The 17,430-nt window shown below is 70.0% G+C and carries 10 protein-coding genes and 12 pseudogenes; 15 read left to right on the top strand and 7 right to left on the bottom strand.

Features of this window, described 5'->3' with window-relative positions:
* The first annotated feature begins 5 nt into the window (after positions 1–5).
* The 7 genes and pseudogenes from QQY24_RS30685 to QQY24_RS30655 form a co-directional block, all read left to right on the top strand.
* Complete coding sequence (locus QQY24_RS30685) at positions 6–923, top strand: DsbA family protein (protein WP_301975932.1); 918 nt, start codon at positions 6–8, stop codon at positions 921–923.
* Positions 924–1,405: 482 nt separating this feature from the next.
* Positions 1,406–1,702 (top strand): annotated as a pseudogene (locus QQY24_RS30680) (peptide ABC transporter permease); the annotation flags it as partial.
* Between the two features lie 226 nt (positions 1,703–1,928).
* Positions 1,929–2,957, top strand: coding sequence for an ABC transporter permease (locus QQY24_RS30675; protein WP_301975931.1), 1,029 nt, complete (start codon positions 1,929–1,931; stop codon positions 2,955–2,957).
* A 3-nt stretch (positions 2,958–2,960) separates the two neighbouring features.
* Positions 2,961–3,847: pseudogene (locus QQY24_RS30670) on the top strand (ABC transporter permease).
* The gene (locus QQY24_RS30665; protein ID WP_301975930.1) at positions 3,847–4,725 is read left to right on the top strand and encodes an ABC transporter ATP-binding protein; all 879 of its coding nucleotides are present in this window, start codon (positions 3,847–3,849) and stop codon (positions 4,723–4,725) included. The pseudogene QQY24_RS30670 and the gene QQY24_RS30665 overlap by 1 nt, the downstream one beginning before the upstream one ends.
* Positions 4,722–5,045, top strand: a pseudogene (locus tag QQY24_RS30660) (ATP-binding cassette domain-containing protein); the annotation flags it as partial. The gene QQY24_RS30665 and the pseudogene QQY24_RS30660, both read left to right, overlap by 4 nt.
* Positions 5,030–5,356, top strand: a pseudogene (locus tag QQY24_RS30655) (winged helix-turn-helix domain-containing protein); the annotation flags it as partial. The pseudogenes QQY24_RS30660 and QQY24_RS30655, both read left to right, overlap by 16 nt.
* Positions 5,357–5,520: 164 nt before the next feature.
* On the opposite strand, the pseudogene QQY24_RS30650 reads toward QQY24_RS30655, so the two are convergent.
* Both QQY24_RS30650 and QQY24_RS30645 read right to left on the bottom strand, forming a co-directional pair.
* Positions 5,521–5,616, bottom strand: a pseudogene (locus QQY24_RS30650) (DUF4259 domain-containing protein); the annotation flags it as partial.
* A 16-nt stretch (positions 5,617–5,632) separates the two neighbouring features.
* Entirely contained in the window at positions 5,633–6,262 is a 630-nt protein-coding gene (locus QQY24_RS30645; protein WP_301975929.1) for an SDR family oxidoreductase, read from the bottom strand.
* Between the two features lie 54 nt (positions 6,263–6,316).
* Between QQY24_RS30645 and QQY24_RS30640 the strand changes: the two are divergent.
* Positions 6,317–7,037 (top strand): annotated as a pseudogene (locus QQY24_RS30640) (IS6 family transposase).
* 77 nt (positions 7,038–7,114) lie between these two features.
* On the opposite strand, the pseudogene QQY24_RS30635 reads toward QQY24_RS30640, so the two are convergent.
* Positions 7,115–7,610, bottom strand: a pseudogene (locus QQY24_RS30635) (transposase family protein); the annotation flags it as partial.
* A gap of 211 nt (positions 7,611–7,821) precedes the next feature.
* Entirely contained in the window at positions 7,822–9,042 is a 1,221-nt protein-coding gene (locus QQY24_RS30630; protein WP_301975928.1) for an MFS transporter, read from the bottom strand.
* 223 nt (positions 9,043–9,265) lie between these two features.
* Between QQY24_RS30630 and QQY24_RS30625 the strand changes: the two are divergent.
* The 3 genes and pseudogenes from QQY24_RS30625 to QQY24_RS30615 form a co-directional block, all read left to right on the top strand.
* Positions 9,266–9,406, top strand: a pseudogene (locus QQY24_RS30625) (IS6 family transposase); the annotation flags it as partial.
* Positions 9,407–9,812: 406 nt separating this feature from the next.
* Positions 9,813–10,418, top strand: coding sequence for a lytic polysaccharide monooxygenase (locus tag QQY24_RS30620; protein ID WP_301975927.1), 606 nt, complete (start codon positions 9,813–9,815; stop codon positions 10,416–10,418).
* Between the two features lie 215 nt (positions 10,419–10,633).
* Positions 10,634–10,885, top strand: a pseudogene (locus QQY24_RS30615) (IS1380 family transposase); the annotation flags it as partial.
* Here QQY24_RS30615 and QQY24_RS30610 read toward each other — a convergent pair.
* Entirely contained in the window at positions 10,875–11,492 is a 618-nt protein-coding gene (locus QQY24_RS30610) for a hypothetical protein (protein WP_301975926.1), read from the bottom strand. The pseudogene QQY24_RS30615 and the gene QQY24_RS30610 sit on opposite strands and share 11 nt — an antisense overlap.
* A gap of 832 nt (positions 11,493–12,324) precedes the next feature.
* Positions 12,325–12,720, bottom strand: coding sequence for a hypothetical protein (locus QQY24_RS30605; protein WP_301976435.1), 396 nt, complete (start codon positions 12,718–12,720; stop codon positions 12,325–12,327).
* A gap of 350 nt (positions 12,721–13,070) precedes the next feature.
* Between QQY24_RS30605 and QQY24_RS30600 the strand changes: the two are divergent.
* The 4 genes and pseudogenes from QQY24_RS30600 to QQY24_RS30585 all read left to right on the top strand — a co-directional run.
* Positions 13,071–14,567 (top strand): annotated as a pseudogene (locus QQY24_RS30600) (ISL3 family transposase); the annotation flags it as partial.
* Between the two features lie 148 nt (positions 14,568–14,715).
* Positions 14,716–15,126 carry an NAD(+)--rifampin ADP-ribosyltransferase gene (gene arr, locus QQY24_RS30595; RefSeq protein ID WP_301975925.1) on the top strand — a complete coding sequence of 137 codons (411 nt, stop codon included), beginning with the start codon at positions 14,716–14,718 and terminating at the stop codon, positions 15,124–15,126.
* Between the two features lie 260 nt (positions 15,127–15,386).
* Positions 15,387–15,512, top strand: a pseudogene (locus tag QQY24_RS30590) (IS6 family transposase); the annotation flags it as partial.
* Positions 15,494–16,177 carry an SDR family oxidoreductase gene (locus QQY24_RS30585; protein WP_301975924.1) on the top strand — a complete coding sequence of 228 codons (684 nt, stop codon included), beginning with the start codon at positions 15,494–15,496 and terminating at the stop codon, positions 16,175–16,177. The pseudogene QQY24_RS30590 and the gene QQY24_RS30585, both read left to right, overlap by 19 nt.
* A 633-nt stretch (positions 16,178–16,810) precedes the next feature.
* On the opposite strand, the pseudogene QQY24_RS30580 reads toward QQY24_RS30585, so the two are convergent.
* Positions 16,811–17,184 (bottom strand): annotated as a pseudogene (locus QQY24_RS30580) (ISL3 family transposase); the annotation flags it as partial.
* Positions 17,185–17,430: the final 246 nt, after the last annotated feature.

Below are 17,430 nucleotides of genomic sequence, written 5' to 3'. Positions count from 1 at the left end.
GCGGCGTGACGGTCGCGGCAGACGGAGTGTCGGTCGAGGTGGTGGAGTACACCGACCCGCTGTGCCCCTGGTCCTGGGGAGCGGAGCCGGTGCTGCGCGGGTTGCGCGCGGCCCTGTCCGGCCGCGTCCGCTGGCGCCGCGTGTACTGCGTGCTGTTCGACGAGGACGACGACCCGGCACCCGATCCGGCCGCGGAGACGGCCTGGTACTCCCGATACGTCAAGGACATCAGCGGCCACACGCACGCGCCGCGGGCCGGTCGACTCAGCCGGGTGGCGGCGAGTTCGTGGCCGTCCTCGCTCGTCGCCAAGGCCGCCGAACTGCAGGGCCGCGAGGTTGCCGAGCGGGTCCTGCGGCGGCTGCGGGAGACCGTCTTCGTCCTCGGGGAACCGGCCGACACCCCCGCGCTCGCGCTGTCGGCCGCGTGGGGTCTGCCGGGCCTGGACCTGGAGCGGCTGGCGGCCGACGCGGCGTCGGCCGCCGTGCGCGACCGGGTGCGCGCCGACCGTGCCGAGGCGCGGCGCCCGGTCCGCGAGGTGCTGTCCGCGCCCGGCGGGTCCCCGCATCCCGGCGCCGCCAAGGAGACCGCCGACGGCGGGTACCGCTACGCGCTGCCCACGCTGCTGGTCCACTCGTCCGCCGGTGTGCGCGCGGTGCCCGGCTGGCGGTCCTACGAGGACTACACCTCGGCACTGGAAGCGTCCGGGCCGGGGCTGTTGTCGGCCCCCGTGACACTGGATCCGGCCACCGCGCTGGAGCGGTACCGGAGTCTGACCGATCCGGAGCGCACGCTCCTGACGCACGGCGCCTGGCCGCCCGTCGCCGCCGTCCGGGTCGAGACCGGCAACGGCCCCCTGTGGCTGCACCCCGAGGAGGCCGCGACCCACCCGGTCACCGGCCGCGGCACTCCCACCGGGCCCTGACGGGCCGCTGACCAGCGGTCAGGAGCCGTCCCGCCGTATGAGACACCAAATGGTGTCCATTGACAGCAGCGGATCGCTTGCCCCCAGGATGTGCACCATGCTTACGACGCACCCCGGTGTGGTGTGCCGCTACGTGGACCTGCGGCGCACCTGCAGCGCTCTCTGTCGCTGACCGCCCGCCGCCCCGGCCCACAGGCACCTGACCGCTTCCGCCGGCACCGGCTTCCCGTCACCCACCCGCCCGGCAGCCGTCACCTCGCGCCGCCCCCTTCGCGCTTCGTCGCCTCCCTTCCCCATGCCTCCCGGCACTCCCCCGCGTGACCGCCGACGCCTCATGCCCTGAGCGCGGCATGCCCGGGCCCACCGCCCGCCTCCCCGGCATGCCCGGCCCAGGAATGCGCCGGCATGCCCCGCGGAGGGAACCGCCCCTGCCCGAACCCGCGGTCCTGCCGCGGGTCGGCTCCCTCGAAGAAAGAACCGAGATGCCCGGACGACTCACACCCCAGCGCCCCGGACTGCACCTGCGACCCGGCCGACTGCGCGCCGCGGCCCTGGGAGCCACCCTCGCGACCGTGCTCGTCCCCGCCCTCAGCGCCTGCGGCGGCGACGCCGCCTCCGCGAGCGGCAACGCCACCCTGAAGTGGACGTCCTCCTACTTCCCCACCCACTGGGACCCGGTGGTCAGTGGCAGCGGCGCCCAGTTCCGCGAACTCGCCCTGGTGTACGCGTCGTTGACTCGTACCAACGCCACGGGCGAGGCGGTGCCCGACCTCGCCAAGGTATGCCAGACCCCGCTGGACTCGCCGGACTACGCCAAGGTGCTCCAGGCTGCGACCCGGGCCGGCCTGAAGAGCAAGGCACTGATCTTCACCTACTCCCAGCCGAACCTCATCGCCAAGAGCAAGTCCGTCTCCGGCCTGCCGAAGAACCCGGCCCACATCGACTGGACCGGCGTGACCATCGGCGGCAACTGACATCCCGTCCACCACTGAGAGGGGGCAACCCATGACGACGGCAGAGGCACCTGCCACACCCGACGTCCGTCGTACGGCCGCCGCGGCCAGGACGCGGCACGCACTCGGCCGCATCCTGGTCACCCTCGCCCGGTCGGCCGCGATCTTCGTGCCCGTCTTCCTGATCGCGACGTTCGTGACGTTCGCGCTGCGGTCGCTGAGCGGGCTCAGCCCGGCACGGATCCAGCTGGGCGAGGAGGCGACACCCGAGGCCATCGCCCGCATCGAGGCCGAGTGGGGTCTGAACCGGTCCTTCCTCGTGCAGTACGGCGACTGGTTCGACGGCGTCCTGCACGGACGGCTCGGAACGAGCTGGACCAACGGCGCCGACATCTCCACCCTCATCGGCCTCGGCCTCGGCGTGAGCCTGTCGGTGGCGGTCTTCGCCCTGCTCGTCGGCGTGACCGCGGGCTTCGCCCTCGGCACGCTCGCGGCGCTGCGCCGCACCACGTGGGTGGACCGCGCCGTCACCGGACTCGTCACGGTGATCTCGGTGATGCCGGCCTTCGTCGTCGGCATCGTGTTGGTCGCGGTCTTCGCGGTGGGACTGCACCTCTTCCCCTCCGCCGGATACGTCCCGGCGGAGCAGGGGCTCGGCCCCTGGCTCGCCCACATCACCCTGCCGGCCGTCGCGTTGAGCTTCGACGTGGTGGCCGACGTGGCCCGTCAGCTGCGCTCCAGCCTCGTCGCGGCCTATCGCGAGAACTACGTGACGGGCGCGGTGGTACGGGGCCTGAGCGGGCGCCGGATCTTCTTCGGCCACGTCCTGCGCAACGGCCTCGGTCCGGCGCTCGCCACCCTCGGCCTGAAGTTCCCCTCCCTCGTCGGCGCCTCCGTCGTCACGGAGTGGATCTTCGGCCTCCAGGGATTCGGTCGGTTCGCCAACGACTCCGCACAGGCCGGTGACGTACCCGCCGTCCAGGGAGTGCTCGTCGCGTCGATCGTCCTGGTCGTCCTGTTCAACCTGGTCGTCAACCTGGTGCTGGCGCGCGTGACGCCCGCGTCCCAGCGGGGAGTGTGAACCGTGCTGCGCCGTGTACTCGCCCTGCCCTCCGGCCGGATCGCCGTGGTCGTTCTCGCCGTGATCACCCTCCTCGCCGTCCTCGGCCCGCTGCTGGCTCCCCGGGATCCGCTGGCCACCAGCGGCAACACCCTCGCCGCCGCCTCCGGCGCCCACTGGCTGGGCACCGACTACCTGGGCCGGGACGTCCTGAGCCGGCTCCTGGACGGCTCCCGGATCAGTGTCCTCGGCTCCCTCGAAGTCGCCTTGACCGCACTGGTGGTGGGCACCGTCCCGGGTATCCTGTCGGTCCACCTCGGCCGGACCTTCGAATGGATCACCCTGCGGCTGGCCGACACCCTGGTCGCCCTTCCCTTCCTGCTGTTCGCCGTCGCGGTCATCGCCCTGCTCGGCAACGGCCTCACCCAGGCCATGCTCGTCACCGGGGCGCTGGTGTCCCCGCTGTTCTACCGGGTGTCCCGCGCCGCCACCCTGTCGGTGGCCCGCTCGCAGTACGTCGAGGCCGCGATCATCTCCGGGGCCTCCATCGGCTGGGTCGTCCGCCGTCACGTCTGGGTCAAGGTGCTCCCGCCCATCGCGGTCGCGCTCGCCCAGACCATCGGGGTCGGCTTCGTGATCGTCTCCAGCCTGACGTTCCTCGGGATCGGCGTGCAGCCGCCCGCTCCCACCTGGGGCGGTCTGCTCGCCTCGGACCTCGGCTACCTCAGCCACCGGCCGTGGGCGCCCCTCACCCCGCCCTCCTGATCATGATCACCGTCTGGGCCTGCAACCTCCTCGCCGACGCCATCCGCGACATCTCGGGCGAGGCCGGCCGCGCACTGGTCAACCACCGCAAGGCCCGCGCCAACCGGTTCGACAAGGCCGACCCCGCTCCCGCCGGAGGTGCGTGATGACCGCTCTGTCCGAGAAGCTGCCCGCCCGGGCCGAGGAGACCGGGGAGACGGCCTCCGCCGAGGCGCCGGTGCTGGCCGTGCGCGACGTACGCATCAGCGACCGGGTCGGCGGCCGGGAGATCGTCCACGGCGTGAGCTTCGCGCTCACCCCCGGCCGGACCGTCGGCATCGTCGGCGAGTCCGGCAGCGGCAAGACCCTCACCTGCCGGGCCGCCCTGGGCATCCTCCCCGCCCACTTCGAGATCACCGGCGGTTCCATCGAGATCGACGGCCACGACATCGCCGGCCTCTCCCCCGCCCGGTGGACGGCCCTGCGCGGCACCACCATCAGCGCGGTCTTCCAGGACCCGGCCTCCTACCTCAACCCCTCCCTCCGCGTGGGCGCGCAGGTCGCCGAGGTCATCCGCGTCAAGAAGGGGGTCAAGCGGCGCGAGGCCCGCCGACAGGCGGTCGAACTGCTGCGCGCCATGCACCTGCGGGACCCCGAGCTGGTGTACGGCCAGTACACCTACGAGCTGTCCGGAGGCATGCTCCAGCGGGTGCTCCTCGCGGTCGCGATCGCCGCCGGCCCGCGGATCCTGATCGCCGACGAGGCCACCACCGCGCTCGACGTCACCGTCCAGGCCGAGATCCTCGACCTGCTGGCCGACCTGCGCGAGCAGACCGGTCTCGCCCTCGTCGTGGTCTCCCACGACCTGGCCGTCGTCGCCCAGCTCTGCGACGAGGTCCTCGTCCTGTGCCGGGACGAGGTCGTCGAACAGGGTTCGGCCCGGCAGGTCCTGCACGACCCGCAGCACGAGTACACCCGCCTGCTGATCGCCGAGCACGAGCAGTACGGCCTGGAAAAGTTCCTCGCACCGAAGGAGGACGCATGAGCGACGAGCCGGCACCGCGGGCCACCGAGCCGGTCCTGCGCATCGAGGGCCTGTCCGTGCACTACGGACCGCGCCGACGGCGGCGCAGCGCCCTGACCGACGTCTCCCTGAGCGTCGCCCCTGGGGAGACCGTCGGCATCATCGGCGAGACCGGCTCGGGCAAGTTCACCCTCGCCCGCGCCGCGCTCGGCCTGGTGCGCGCCTCCGCCGGGTCGATCACCGTCGGCGACGAACAGGTCAGCGCGTACGGCCCCCGCCAGTGGCGCGCCCTGCGCCGCCGGGGCGTGATCCAGTACGTCTTCCAGGACCCGCCGCGCACGGCTGGGTGGAGGATCAGGTGTGGACCGCCGCTCGGGTGGCCACGCTGATCGGCAGGAAGTTCCACGTCCCCTACAGCGTCTCGGGTGCCGCCCGACTGATGCACCGGCTCGGCTTCAGCCCGCAGGTCCCCGCGCGGCGGGTCGCCGAGCGCGACGAGCAGGCCGTCACCGGGTGGAAGGCGACCTGGGCGGAGGTGGAGGAGCGAGGGCGGCCCGCGGGGGCTACATCTGCTTCGAGGACGAGGCAGGGATCACCCGGAAGCCGCCCCGGGGACGCACCTGGGGCCGACGCGGCCGCACCCCGGTCGTGATCATCAGCGGGCGACACTCGGGACGCCTGTCCGTGGCCGGGCTGATCGCCATGCGCCCCGGCTCCCGGACCCGGCTGTGCCACCGCCTGCGCACCCACCCTGCGGGTGCAGGCAAACGCGGGAGCGAGGACGGCGCGAAGCCGGCTGATGCTTTGCCGCCACTGTGGGCCACTGGGTGTCCCGTCCCAGAGTTCGGCGAGCTCGGACTTCTCGGCGACCACCCGGTCGAGTGCCTCGGCAGCGAGCGGCCGAAGATCCAGGAAGGGATCGAGGGGGTCAGGTGGTCTGGCCGCCGACGACGAGGGCGGGGCCGGTGGTGAAGGCGGCGTCGTCGGAGTACAGCCAGAGCACGGCGGAGGCGATCTCTTCCGGTTTGCCGAGGCGGCCGACGGGTTCGTCGGCGATGAGTCCTTCGTGGCCCCCTGGGCGGGTATCGCCGAAACGGCGGATCATCCCGGTGTCGATGATGCCGGGGCAGACGGCGTTGGTGCGGATGCCGACGACGGCGTGGTCGAGGGCGGCGGAGCGGGTGGAGCCGATGACCCCGTGCTTGGCGGCGGCGTAGGCGGCCTGCCCCTTGAAGCCCTTGACCCCGGCGCCGGAGGAGACGTTGACGATGGCGCCGCCGCCGTCCTGCCGGAGCATCTGCCGGAGCTGAGCCCGGGTACACAGGAACGCGCCGGTGAGGCTGACGCCCAGGATGCGGTCCCAGTCGTCCTTGGCGGTGTCGGCGGCCGACTGGACGGGCTGCTCGACGCCGGCGATGTTGAAGGCCGCGTCCAGGCTTCCGAAGCGTTCGACGCTCCGATCGACCGCGGCCTGGGCGTCTTCTTCGCCGGTGACGTCGCAGGTGAGGGTGAGGGCTTCGCCGCCATCGGCCTCGATGAGGTGGGCGGGCGCTGTCACGTTGGCTGGCGGGCGGGATGATCTTCTGGCTGACCAGGCTGGGAGGGGTTGTTCGTGGGGAGCACGTCGCTGTCGTACCAGGGTCACCGGTACCCGGTCGAGGTCATCTCCCCCTGTGTGCGGCTGTACTTCCGTTTCCCGCTGTCGTTGCGCGAGGTGGAGGAGCTGATGGCCGGGCGCGGGATCGTGGTCTCCTATGAGACGGTGCGCCGCTGGTGCGCCAGGTTCGGGCAGCGGTACGCAGGCGCGCTGCGCCGCCGGCAGCCCCGGCCTGGTGACACATGGCACCTGGACGAGGTCTTCATCACGATCAACGGTGAATTGAAGTACCTGTGGCGGGCCGTCGACCAGGACGGCAACGTCCTGGACATCCTCGTGCGGAGCCGACGGGACAAGGCCGCGGCCGGGCGCTTCCTGCGCCGCCTGCCGAAGAAGACCCGTACGGTGCCGCGGGCGATCGTCACCGGCAAGCTCCCCTCCTACGGCGCCGCCCGCCGCGAGGTCATGCCTTCCGTCGAGCACCGGCAGCCGAAGTACCCCAACAACCGGGCGGAGAACAGCCACCAGCCCACCAGGCAGCGCGAACGCGCGATGAAAGGCTTGCCGCAGCGTGGACGCAGCCCAGCGGTTCCTGGCCGCGTTCAGCGGCATCCCACCCCACTTCCGTCCCCGCCGCCACCTGATGCCCGCACACGACTACCGCGCCGAGATGACCGTCCGCTTCGCCATCTGGGACCAGTTCACCGGCGTCGTCGGCCTCGCCGTAACGGCCTGAGCACAACCCGGAACCGGGCTCCACCACGCCGCGACGCAGCATCAGACACTTACCCACCCAACAACGTGACAGCGCCCCACGGTGGCATAGCGGGGCCGCCGGCGCAGGGCGAAGTCGTCGACGCCGATCACGCGGGGCACCCGCGCGGTGGGCAACGGGATGCGTAGCAGGGTGCGCAGGGGGCCGTGTGACGCGACAGGCCCACCGCGAGTATCGCCAGCGGACGCGATCCAGCCCGGTCCGCTAACTCTTTGACCACGGCCTTGACCTGCCTGGTCAGACGGGCCGTGCGGCGCTGGTATCGCTCCAGCACCCCGGGCATCTGCTCACGGAAGGTCTGCCGGCAGCCGCGTGTGGGACACACCAGGCGCCGCACCCGCACACGGACCACCACCCGGCGGTCGTCCACCGGCACGTCGGCCACCGTCCGCTAGTGGTAGCCGTGCACCCGCCTCGTCGACACCCCGCACACCGGACAGATCGCGGTGCCTTCCGGAGTCCGCGTCCGCACCACGATCCGCTCACCCTCGTCAGCACATCCCCGATGACCAGCGGGAACAGACCCGAAAACATCATCCGTACAAGTTCGTTGACGTCCTTCACACAAAGGTCAACGACCCTCACAACTCTCCGTCACCACCGAATGTGAGACAGAGCCGAAGACCGTACAGACCCCGACCTGCCGGGCGGAATGCGGCCCCTCCGTGCCCCGGACGCTGTCGACGGGTAGCGAGACGCGGCGGTCGCGCCTGGCCGCGCCCGCCGCTCGCACCGTCGTGGGAACCTATGCGTTGGCCGCCTGGACGCGGACGGCTCGGGCGCGGACCACGAAGGGCCGGGAGAAGACGGTGATGGCGATGGAGACGGCGGCCACAAGGGTGATGGCCGTGCCAGAAGTGAAGTGCTGGGCAATGCCGCCAGCGATCGCGGCTCCGATACCTTGCCACGTCATCCGGCCGGCGGACTCAACTCCCTGGACCTGGCCACGGACCGGATCAGGGGTCAGCTCCAGAAGCTGCTCCTGGAGCGGCAGGGTGGCAGCGAAGCCGGCACTGGCGATGAGCACCGCGGCTGTCGCCACCAGCACGGGCGGGTGGATGGCGAACAGCAGGTAAGGGACGGCGAGCAGCAGTCGCAGGGCGAATGCATAACGGCGCCGCTGCTCGGCGGTGAACAGCCTCCCGACCGCAAGGTCACCGAGGAGCATGCCTGCCGATCCGGTGGCCAGGAAGACGCCGGCGTGATGGGGGGCGTAGGAGATGAACAGGGCCTCGCAGCCAACGATCAGACCGTTGGGGACCCATAGGTTCAGCATCAGCGCGCGTTGGCCGGCGTGGGAGAAAAGCTCGATGTTCGTCGTCCAGGTCTGGCGCAGTCCAGGACGACGGGTCAGACGGATCGAGTGTTCCCGGACCATCACCGCCACAATGATCAATCCACCGCCGATCAAGGCTGTCGCGACGACGAAGACCTCTTGTGGGCTCAGGTACCGCAGCAGTACGGCGCCGATGGCGTAGCCGAGGATGGCCATGCCTCCCGAGGTGATGTTCATCAGCGAACGTGCCAGTGCATAGGCGGAGGTCGGCACCACCTCGGCGAGCAGCCCCATCCGTGCGCCCGTTCCCAGGGACTGGAAGAACCCCAGTACAAGGAGCAGACCGAACCGGGCGGCGAGCGGCAGCCCTGGAACCGCCTGTGCGGCAACACCTACGAGCGAGACGCACTGGAGCGCGACGAGGGTCCGGCGAGGACGGCTTCCGTCCGCGACCGACATCAGCGTCAGCGCACCGAGTACCGTCGCGAAGGTGGCGCCGTACATGCTCACAGCGGTCAGGAACGGGGACTTGGTCTGCTGGTTGACCAGCGTGCCGAGCGCGAAGCCCGACAAGGTGCTCGCAGCGACCGTCAGTGTGAAGCTGGCGTACAGGCCGACGAATTCACGGTTGCGGAGCAGGTCACGGTAGGTGGTGGGAGGAGTGCCGGAGGCAGATGTGTCAGAACCCATGAAAAAAGCCTTCGCGCGCACCCAACTGGGGCGTCGAAGGCCAACTCGTGGATTATAGCAAGTGCCCCCAGTCCTAGCCACGCCCCGCATCGGACCGGTGGAGACGCGGACGCGGATACGCTCCGGCCACGGCAGCACCGCACATTCACCGGCGGCTGTCGCCAGGTGCGAGCAGACTGGTCAGCTCCGAGATCGGCACTGCCACGTTGATTGACCGGGTGGGATGATCTTCGGGTTGATCACGGTGGGAGGGGGATCATCCGTGGGCAGTGCGTCGGCGTCGCGCAGGGGACACCGGTCCCCTGCCGAGGTGATCTTCCCCTGTGCATGGCTGTACTTCCGGTTCCCGCTCAGCTTCCGTGACAGGGTTCGCTGCATGATCGGGGTTCGTCCGGATCCTCGGACCGGTTGGGAGTCGCGTCGGACGTCCTGTTCGGGCAGAGGGGGGCGCGGTACAGGTACGGCCCCGGTGATCATGTGAATTGAGGTTCCCCCGCTGCGCGGGAGTGGCTGACTAGCAGGTCAAGGCGGGGTGACGTGGTCTCCGGTCCCGGGAACGGCCTGCCTGCCGGCTCACGGCAGATCCTGCTCACCGCCCACCTTCGTAATCAACTCCGTTTGTTTCATTGACATTTGACTCAGCAGACGTACCGTTGGGAGCGCTCCCACAACAGCCTTGCAACTGGAAGGAGTTCCCCCACATGCGCAAACGGATTCCGTTAACCGGGCGTTCGAGGTCGCCCCTCCGCCGGCCTCTCCAGGCGCTCGTCATGCTGTTCGCCGTGGCTGTCGGCGCACTGACCTGGTCGGCCCCTGCCCAGGCTCACGGCACCGTCGTCGACCCCGCCTCCCGCGCGTACCAGTGCTGGAAGACGTGGGGCAGCAACCACACGAACCCGGCCATGCAGACCGAAGACCCCATGTGTTGGCAGGCCTTCCAGGCCAACCCCGACACCATGTGGAACTGGATGAGCGCGCTCCGCGACGGCCTCGGTGGCCAGTTCCAGGCGCGGACCCCTGACGGGACGCTCTGCAGCAACAACCTCTCGAGGAACGCCAGCCTGAACAAGCCCGGGCAGTGGAAGACCACCACCGTCGGCAACAACTTCTCGGTCCACCTGTACGACCAGGCGTCCCACGGTGCCGACTACTTCAAGGTCTACGTCAGCAAGCAAGGCTTCGACCCCAAGACCCAGACCCTGGGCTGGGGCAACCTCGACTTCATCACGCAGACCGGCCGCTTCGCCCCGGCGCAGGACATCACGTTCCCCGTCCAGACCTCCGGCTACAGCGGACACCACATCCTGTTCGTGATCTGGCAGGCCTCGCACCTCGACCAGGCCTACATGTGGTGCAGCGACGTGAACTTCGGCTGAGCCGGGGGCGCCGCACACGGCACCGGCCTCTGCCAGGCGTCGGCAACCCGCCGCCCGGCCGACCGAGCCCCGTCGGGGCAGGGGACCTTTTTGGTCACCCTGCCCCGACGGGGCTTCCTGCGCTCCTAGCCTCGCGCTTTCAGGAGGTGGCCTGTCCGCAGGCTGATCAGAAACGCAGAAAGTGCTCTTGACCCGCAACGATAGGACTTGCTGACTGGCTCGCCCAGCGGGGACGGTGGCTGTCCTACTCGGTCGGGATGGTGATCACCGAGGCGATCCACCAGCATGTTCTGCAGGTTCCGGCATCGGCCTGGACGCCGGCAGTCGAGGCGGACGGAGAGATCCGTGACGGGGCCTGGGTCGCCGAACTCACCGGCGGCGTCCTTCACGGCCGCCCCAAAGGCATGCGACTGATCATCCGCAAGGAACGGCCGCACCCCGGAGCGCAGTTGAGGCTCACCGACGCGGGATGAGCTGCCGGATCGGCTTGAGCAGGTGCTCGCCTGGCCGGGCCCTGCGGTTGCGGCAGTTCGGCCGCAGCAGGACCAGGCCGTGTTCGCTCGTGAACGTGTCCAGGTGCTCGGAGAGGTACCCCTCGTCGCCGACGATCGTCTGCCCGGGGTGCGTGGTCAACAGGTCCTGGTCGTCTGTGGGCACGTCGGCCAGGACCTCGCGTTCACCGGCCCCGGGGTGGGCCAGTGCCCAGGCGATCGGCAGACCGCCGGGTGTGCGGAGCAGGTGCGGGCGCAGGCCCCGGAAGAAGCGGGAGGGCGAGGGGCGGTGGCCGTATCCGGCCCCGCCGGCCAGGGCGGGGCGTTTGACGGTGGGCCGGGAGCGGGCGCACTCCACCGGGGTGGAGTGCACGGTCCGTACGTCGTCGTGCCACAGGTCGGTGTCCCGGGCCAGGGTGCGGATGAACCGGCTGATCAGCGGGTTCGCGGCCCGCGGGCGCTTGTTGTGGCCGGGCTGCCCGGGCGGGTAGGGGGACTCAGCGGCCGGGTGGCGGTGGGCGAACCGTGGCCAGCGGGTCTCGGAGGCGGAGCCGAGGACGGCCCGCACGACCGCGAGCGTCAACGGCTCGGCATCCGTCGGCCTTGGTGGACGGCCCCATCGCCGCGTTCCTGCCAGAGAGTCATCGGTCCTCACGCACAGTGCTGTCGCGAGGGTCTCAAGGTCTGCCGCCACGAACGGATCAACGCGACCCTCGCTTCATGCGCCCGCGGACTTCGGACTTACTCGTCGGCCAGAGGTGCATTACGGTGGGGCACGATGGCCTTTCCGTTGGTGGTGCGGACGTCGCAATCCACACCAGGCCAGAAGGCCCTCACCCATTTCAGATCGATCAGCTCTGAGCCCTGTCACCGCCCACAACCTCCCGGGACCAGAACACCCGCGCAACACGTCCAGCCTTCCGGCACAGCGGCAGCGTCCACCGAGTAGGACTTGGAGCCGTCTGGCGTACAGCATGCTGGGCGGCTTTGTGGGCCGCAGCTCAGAAGGGCATCGGTACAGAATTCGCGGAGACGGCGGCACGATTCGACCGTCCGCCAGAACGGGCGGACCATGGGGGCGGACGAGAACGCCGCCTCCCGCCAGTTCTTGCGGGCATGGAGAGTTCCCGTCCAGTACTCCAGCAGCGTTTTGTGTCCTGAGCTGGTGCTTGTCGTTGTCTGCCTCGTTGCCGCGCAACGACCAGCGGGCCAAGGGCGGCCGCTGTCTGCGCGGACTGATGCTGGACGGTCGTCGGAAGTCTGTTGCGGTCCCTGCCCAGCGGGCAACGGGCGTGTCCCGTCAAGAGGAACGGCCCAAGGCTGCCAGCCCTGGGCCGAGCGGGTGCTCACCTGCGGTGCCGAACTCGACCTCGCTGTATGGCAGTAGCAGGCGTCAGTGCGGTTCTCGATTTGTTTCAGGGAAGGTTGACGCCCACGGTGTAGGTGCCTGCGGTGTCGGCGAGGATCTTGACCTGATAGGCGCTGATCGGCCCCGTGTACGAGAGCGTTTTGTCGGCTCCGCCGCCCGTCGCGGTAGCGACGGTCTTCGTTCCGCCCGAGACCATCTGGTCCAGGACCAGGCCGTAGTCGGTGCCGTCCGGGCCGTCGAGGCAGACCTCGATCGGGCCAGGCTTCAGGGCTATGAGGTACTGGAAGGGCACCTCCGTCTGTCCCGCACGTGCCGGGAGGGTCCGGACGTTCTCGTACCCGGAGCAGTCCGACGCCGACGCCGCAGCCGGCTGTGCCAGAGCAGCCGATCCGGCGAAGAGTCCCGCCGTCATGGCCATGGCAATGAAGGGGTGCTTCTTCATGTCGTGCCTCCACTTTCTGTGATCAGCTTTTCCAGATTCTATAGGCGTGTGGTGCCGTAGAGAGGGCTGGGGCCGAAGGTGACAGCAAGGTGACAGCATGCCGCGCGTCGCCGTTCGCTGCGTTCCGCCCAACCAGTCAACGGCTTTGTACCGCTTAGGGCTTACCGCGCACCGGATCCGGGTATACGCGCAGGTCGTCCCGCATGCGGCACCGGGACGCACCAACGCGTGCGTTACCAACGCGACGGGCCTGCACCCGGACACGGCCCGCGTCTAGCGCAGCCGCCTCGCCGGTAGCAGGCTCCGGCCGACCGCAAACGGAACCAGGCGCCGAACTGACTGCTCGCCGGATCACCGACAGCATTTCTGCCCATGTCCAGGGGTTGTGGGACGGCGGTGATGCGGTGGTGATCACGGCTCGCACTCGGGATGCGGCGGTGCCGTGTCCGGTGTGCGGGACTGCGACGGTGAAGGTGCACGGGTATGACCGCCGGACGGTGACGGACGTGCCGGTCGACGGCCGCCCGGTCGTCGTCCACCTGCGGGTACGGCGGCTGGTCTGTCCGGTCCTGGGCCGCCGGCGGCAGACCTTCCGCGAGCGGATTCCCGGGCTGCTGGAGCGTCATCAGCGACGCACCGTGCGCCTCGTGTGGCAGATATCCCAGGTGGCGCGGGAGTGGTGCGGCCGGGCAGCTGCACGCCTCACCGGTCTGCTGGCCGTGCCCGTGTCCCGCAGCACCGCGCCGCACCGACTGCGGCGCCTGCCGCTGCCGCAGCAGGCGGTCCCGCGGGTGACCGGTGTGGACGGTTTCGCTCTGCGCCGCCACCACCGCTACGCCACGGCCGTTACGGATGCCGAAACCGGCGGACGCGTCGAAGTCCTGCCCGGCCGCGAGAGGGCCACCCCGGAGACCTGGCCGTGCGAGCATCCCGGTGTCGCGGCCGTGCGCCGGGACGGCTCGGCGACTTACGCCGAGGCCATCCGTCGCGCCTTGCCCGACACGGTGCAGGTCAGCGACCGATGGCACCTCTGGCACGACCTCCGCGGCAAAGTACAGCTCGAGGTCCGCGCGCACGCCGGCTGCTGGGCCACCATCAACCCCGCCCGCCCCGGCCAAGTACGGGAGCAGACCACCCGCGAACGCTGGAACAAGATCCACGGCCTCCTCGGCCAGGGCGTCGGACTCCTCGACCGCTCCCGCCGCCTCGGCATGGCCCCGCACACCGTCAAACGCCACGCCCGCATGCCCGAACCCCAGGCACTGCGCATCGCTCCGAACTACCGGCCCACACTCGTCGACCCCTACCGCGAGTACCCACGGCGCCGCCGTGCCGAGGAACCGGCCGGTGCGGTCACCCACCTCCGCGAGGAAATCCGGGAGCTGGGCCACACCGCCAGCGCGAACCTCCTGGTCCGCTACCTCAACCAGGGCCGCGCCGAAGGCGACCGCCCCGTCACCACCCCGCGCCACGCCAGCCGTCTCCTGCTCACCGACCCCGAAAACCTGCGCCCGAAGGAAACGGCCCTGCTGGAGAAGACCACCACGGCCTGCCCGGAGACGACTCAACTCGCGGATCTCGTAGGCGGCTTCGCCGCCCCGCTCAAACCGGTCGAGGGCAGCGACGCGAAACTCACCGAGTGGATCACAGCCGCCCGCGCCGTCGGCCTGCCCCACCTGCGCAGCTTCACCAACGGCCTCGAAACCGACCGGGCCGCCGTGAACACCGGCCTCACCCTGCCCTACCACAACGGCCGCACCGAAGGCATCAACACCCGCACTAAAAGGATCATGAGACAGATACACGGACGCGCCGGATCCGACCTCCTCCGCCATCGCATCCTCCTGCCCCGACGAACACCCAGCGCTACCACCGACTACGGGCCAGAGCCGAACGATTTACAGTCCCGGCCTTGGCGGACCGCGCCTACTCGTGACGTCCCAGCCGTCCTGGAAAGCTTGTCGTCATGACACCTTGGTGGGATAACCTGTAACGATGGACGAGGTGTTGGACGAAGGCCCTTTCTTTCACGGCACAAAGGCCGATCTGCGAATCGGAGATCACCTCACCGCCGGTTTCCGTTCCAACTACCGGCCCGAAGTCGTGATGAACCACATCTACTTCACCGCGTTGCGCGACGGCGCGGGACTCGCCGCCGAACTCGCCTCCGGCCACAGGACTCCGCGCGTATACGTCGTCGAACCGACCGGGGAGTTCGAGAACGATCCGAACGTCACCGACAGGAAATTCCCCGGCAATCCCACCCGCTCCTACCGCAGCAGGGAACCGCTCCGGATCGTCGGCGAGGTCACCGACTGGACGCGACTGACACCCGAAGCGCTCCAGATGTGGCGAGACCGGCTGGCCGCGATCCGTGTGGACGAGCGCGCCGAAATCATCAACTGACGGTGGTTGGCCCACCTCCGTCCACGGACCGGATCGGCCGGCACCAGCGGCTCGATCCGGTCCCACCATGAGCCGGCCCGATCCGTGGCCGTGACGGGTGTCGGGCGGGTCGTCGTCCTGACGCCCAGCCTCGCCCGCAGGTGTTGCCACGTTGACTGAAAGAGGTGGGATGATTTTCGAGTTGATCATGCTGTAGGAGGGCGTCGCTCGTGGAGAATGCGTCGCCATCGTGCAAGGGGCACCGGTACCCGGTCGGGGTCATCTCCCCTTGCGTGTGGCTGTACCACCGCTTCCCGCTGTCGCTCCTCGAGGTCGAGGAATTGATGCTCGAGCGCGGTGTGACCGTCTCCCATGAGACGGTGCGGCGGTGGTGTGGCAAGTTCGGGCAGCGGCCCGCCTGCTCGCCGCGCGCGGTCAAAGCGTGCACGTGGCCGGCCGCAGCGCCGCGCGGGTGGACTCCATCGCCGACATCGCGCCTGAACTGGTCGCCCACCGCGTCGACGGCGGCGGCAAGTCCGCCGTCACCGAGCTCGCGGCAAGCCTCGCGCCCATCGACGTCCTGGTGCTGACCATCCCCAGCGCCACGAGCATGGGGCCGCTCGCCGAACTCGATCTCGACGCGGTGCGCCAGGGGTCCGACAAGAAGGTCATCGCGATGCTCGCCGTGATGCAGGCAGCGCTGCCGCACCTGGCCGAGCGCGCCTCGATCACCCTGACGAGCGGGTCCACCGCACATGCCGCGGCGCCGGGCACCGCCGCGATCGGCGCCGTCAACGCCGCGGTCGAGGCGCTCGTCAGGCCGCTCGCCGTCGAACTCGCCCCACGCCGGATCAACGCCGTCGCACCCCGGCTCGTCGACACACCCTGGTGGGACTTCATGCCTGAGCAGGCGCGCACTGAGCGGTTCGCCGCCGCGGAAGCCGCCCTGCCGGTCCGGCACGTCTCGACCGCGCAGGAGATCGGCGAGGCGATCGCGTTCCTCGCCACGAACGAGTCGGTGACCGGCACGGTCGTGCAGATCGACGGCGGCGCGCACCTCGTCCAGCTCTGACTCGGCTCGCCCTCGGCGCTTACCCCACTGGTGTCACCGTCCCCGACACCGTCAGGGAGCGTCTGCCCCTCACGCCGCACGAGTGGCACGGGGATCGGGTACCTCGGCCAAGCGCTCCAGCCGGCCCGGAATCCCTCGGGTACGCCCTGGCACGCTCGCGGAGTTGGGTTGCCCAGAAGCCGAAGGCGGGCCCTCACATGTACATGGCCAGTGCCTCCTCCGCCTTGTGACCACACCTGTCGGGCGCCGTGAGCCCCGTGCCGGTGTCGACACCGATTGCCGGTGCGAGGTCATCGGAGGCGGATCGGTTGCCCGCCGGAGACCGTCGGAGGCCTTTCCGGGCGGTCCCTCGTGTTCCCCCAATCCCATCTCGACCGGCTCGCAGCCCTGTCGGGCTTCCCGGTGGACATCCTGCGTCGGACCCTGGAGGTTGTCCCGTATGGGGTGTGAGTTATCCGGTGAGGGCCAGGTTGCGGAGCCGGGCGATGCCGATGTCGGCGATGGTCAGTGCACTGCGACAGGCCCGGGCGACGCCGAACTTCGTGAACAGGTCCGTCGATCGAGCGGCCCTGTCTCACTTTCGGTGGTGACGGCGCGTGCTCCAGTCCGAGGGGGATGGGGCGGCGAGGGGGAGCCTGCTCGTCCGTGCATCGGGTGTGCGATCCGCTTGGTCTTGGTGTTGACGTCCTCGGTGGGGCCGTTGCTGTACGGAAGGGTGAGTGCGGCGATCACAGCCTCCGGGTCCTGGTCCAGGCCTTGGGTGAAGGAGCGGGGGTGGGGCAGGTCGGCGCTGCGGACCGGGGTGGCCCGGTGCGTGAGTGCGTCGCCGTTGTCGGCGTGAGGCGCAAGGGGCGGGGCGAAGTGTTTGATGGCCGCTGCCGGCTGGGCGTCTCGGGGCAGGCGGCGGTGAGTTTGGACGGGAGTTCGCATTGCTCGCTCCTGAGGTTGTCGGGCCTGGTCAGCAGCGTCCGGGCGAGCCTGCGCGGGGAGGTGCGGCTGTGCTCAGCAGGGAACGATCGTCACCGGGGATCCGGTGCTGCTCTTCGGGTTCGGGGGGACCTGTGGTACGCCGGGCAGGTCGTGCGCCGGCCCTGAGCGGGCCGGTGCGGCGTGATGTGACGAGGCCGACCCGCTGTATCTCTGGTCCTTGCGGGCCGTAGACTGTAGACGAAAGACAATTCATACTTGACGTTACCGGGTGCCCGGTGGCAGTGGCTTCACGGCTACGGCGCACGGCCCGTCGAGGAGGGGGA

Origin of the sequence: Streptomyces sp. TG1A-8, from assembly GCF_030499535.1 — a bacterium.
In the GTDB taxonomy this organism is placed as follows: Bacteria; Actinomycetota; Actinomycetes; order Streptomycetales; family Streptomycetaceae; genus Streptomyces.
This window is presented reverse-complemented; position numbering and strand designations above follow the sequence as displayed.

Excerpts from the sequence above, each read along its gene's own strand:
- QQY24_RS30620 (WP_301975927.1), top strand. The coding sequence starts at position 9,813 with ATGCTGTTCGCCGTGGCTGTCGGCGCACTGACCTGGTCGGCCCCTGCC.
- QQY24_RS30605 (WP_301976435.1), bottom strand. The coding sequence starts at position 12,720 with ATGAAGAAGCACCCCTTCATTGCCATGGCCATGACGGCGGGACTCTTC.
- QQY24_RS30665 (WP_301975930.1), top strand. The coding sequence starts at position 3,847 with ATGACCGCTCTGTCCGAGAAGCTGCCCGCCCGGGCCGAGGAGACCGGG.
- QQY24_RS30675 (WP_301975931.1), top strand. The coding sequence starts at position 1,929 with ATGACGACGGCAGAGGCACCTGCCACACCCGACGTCCGTCGTACGGCC.
- QQY24_RS30630 (WP_301975928.1), bottom strand. The coding sequence starts at position 9,042 with ATGGGTTCTGACACATCTGCCTCCGGCACTCCTCCCACCACCTACCGT.
- arr (WP_301975925.1), top strand. The coding sequence starts at position 14,716 with ATGGACGAGGTGTTGGACGAAGGCCCTTTCTTTCACGGCACAAAGGCC.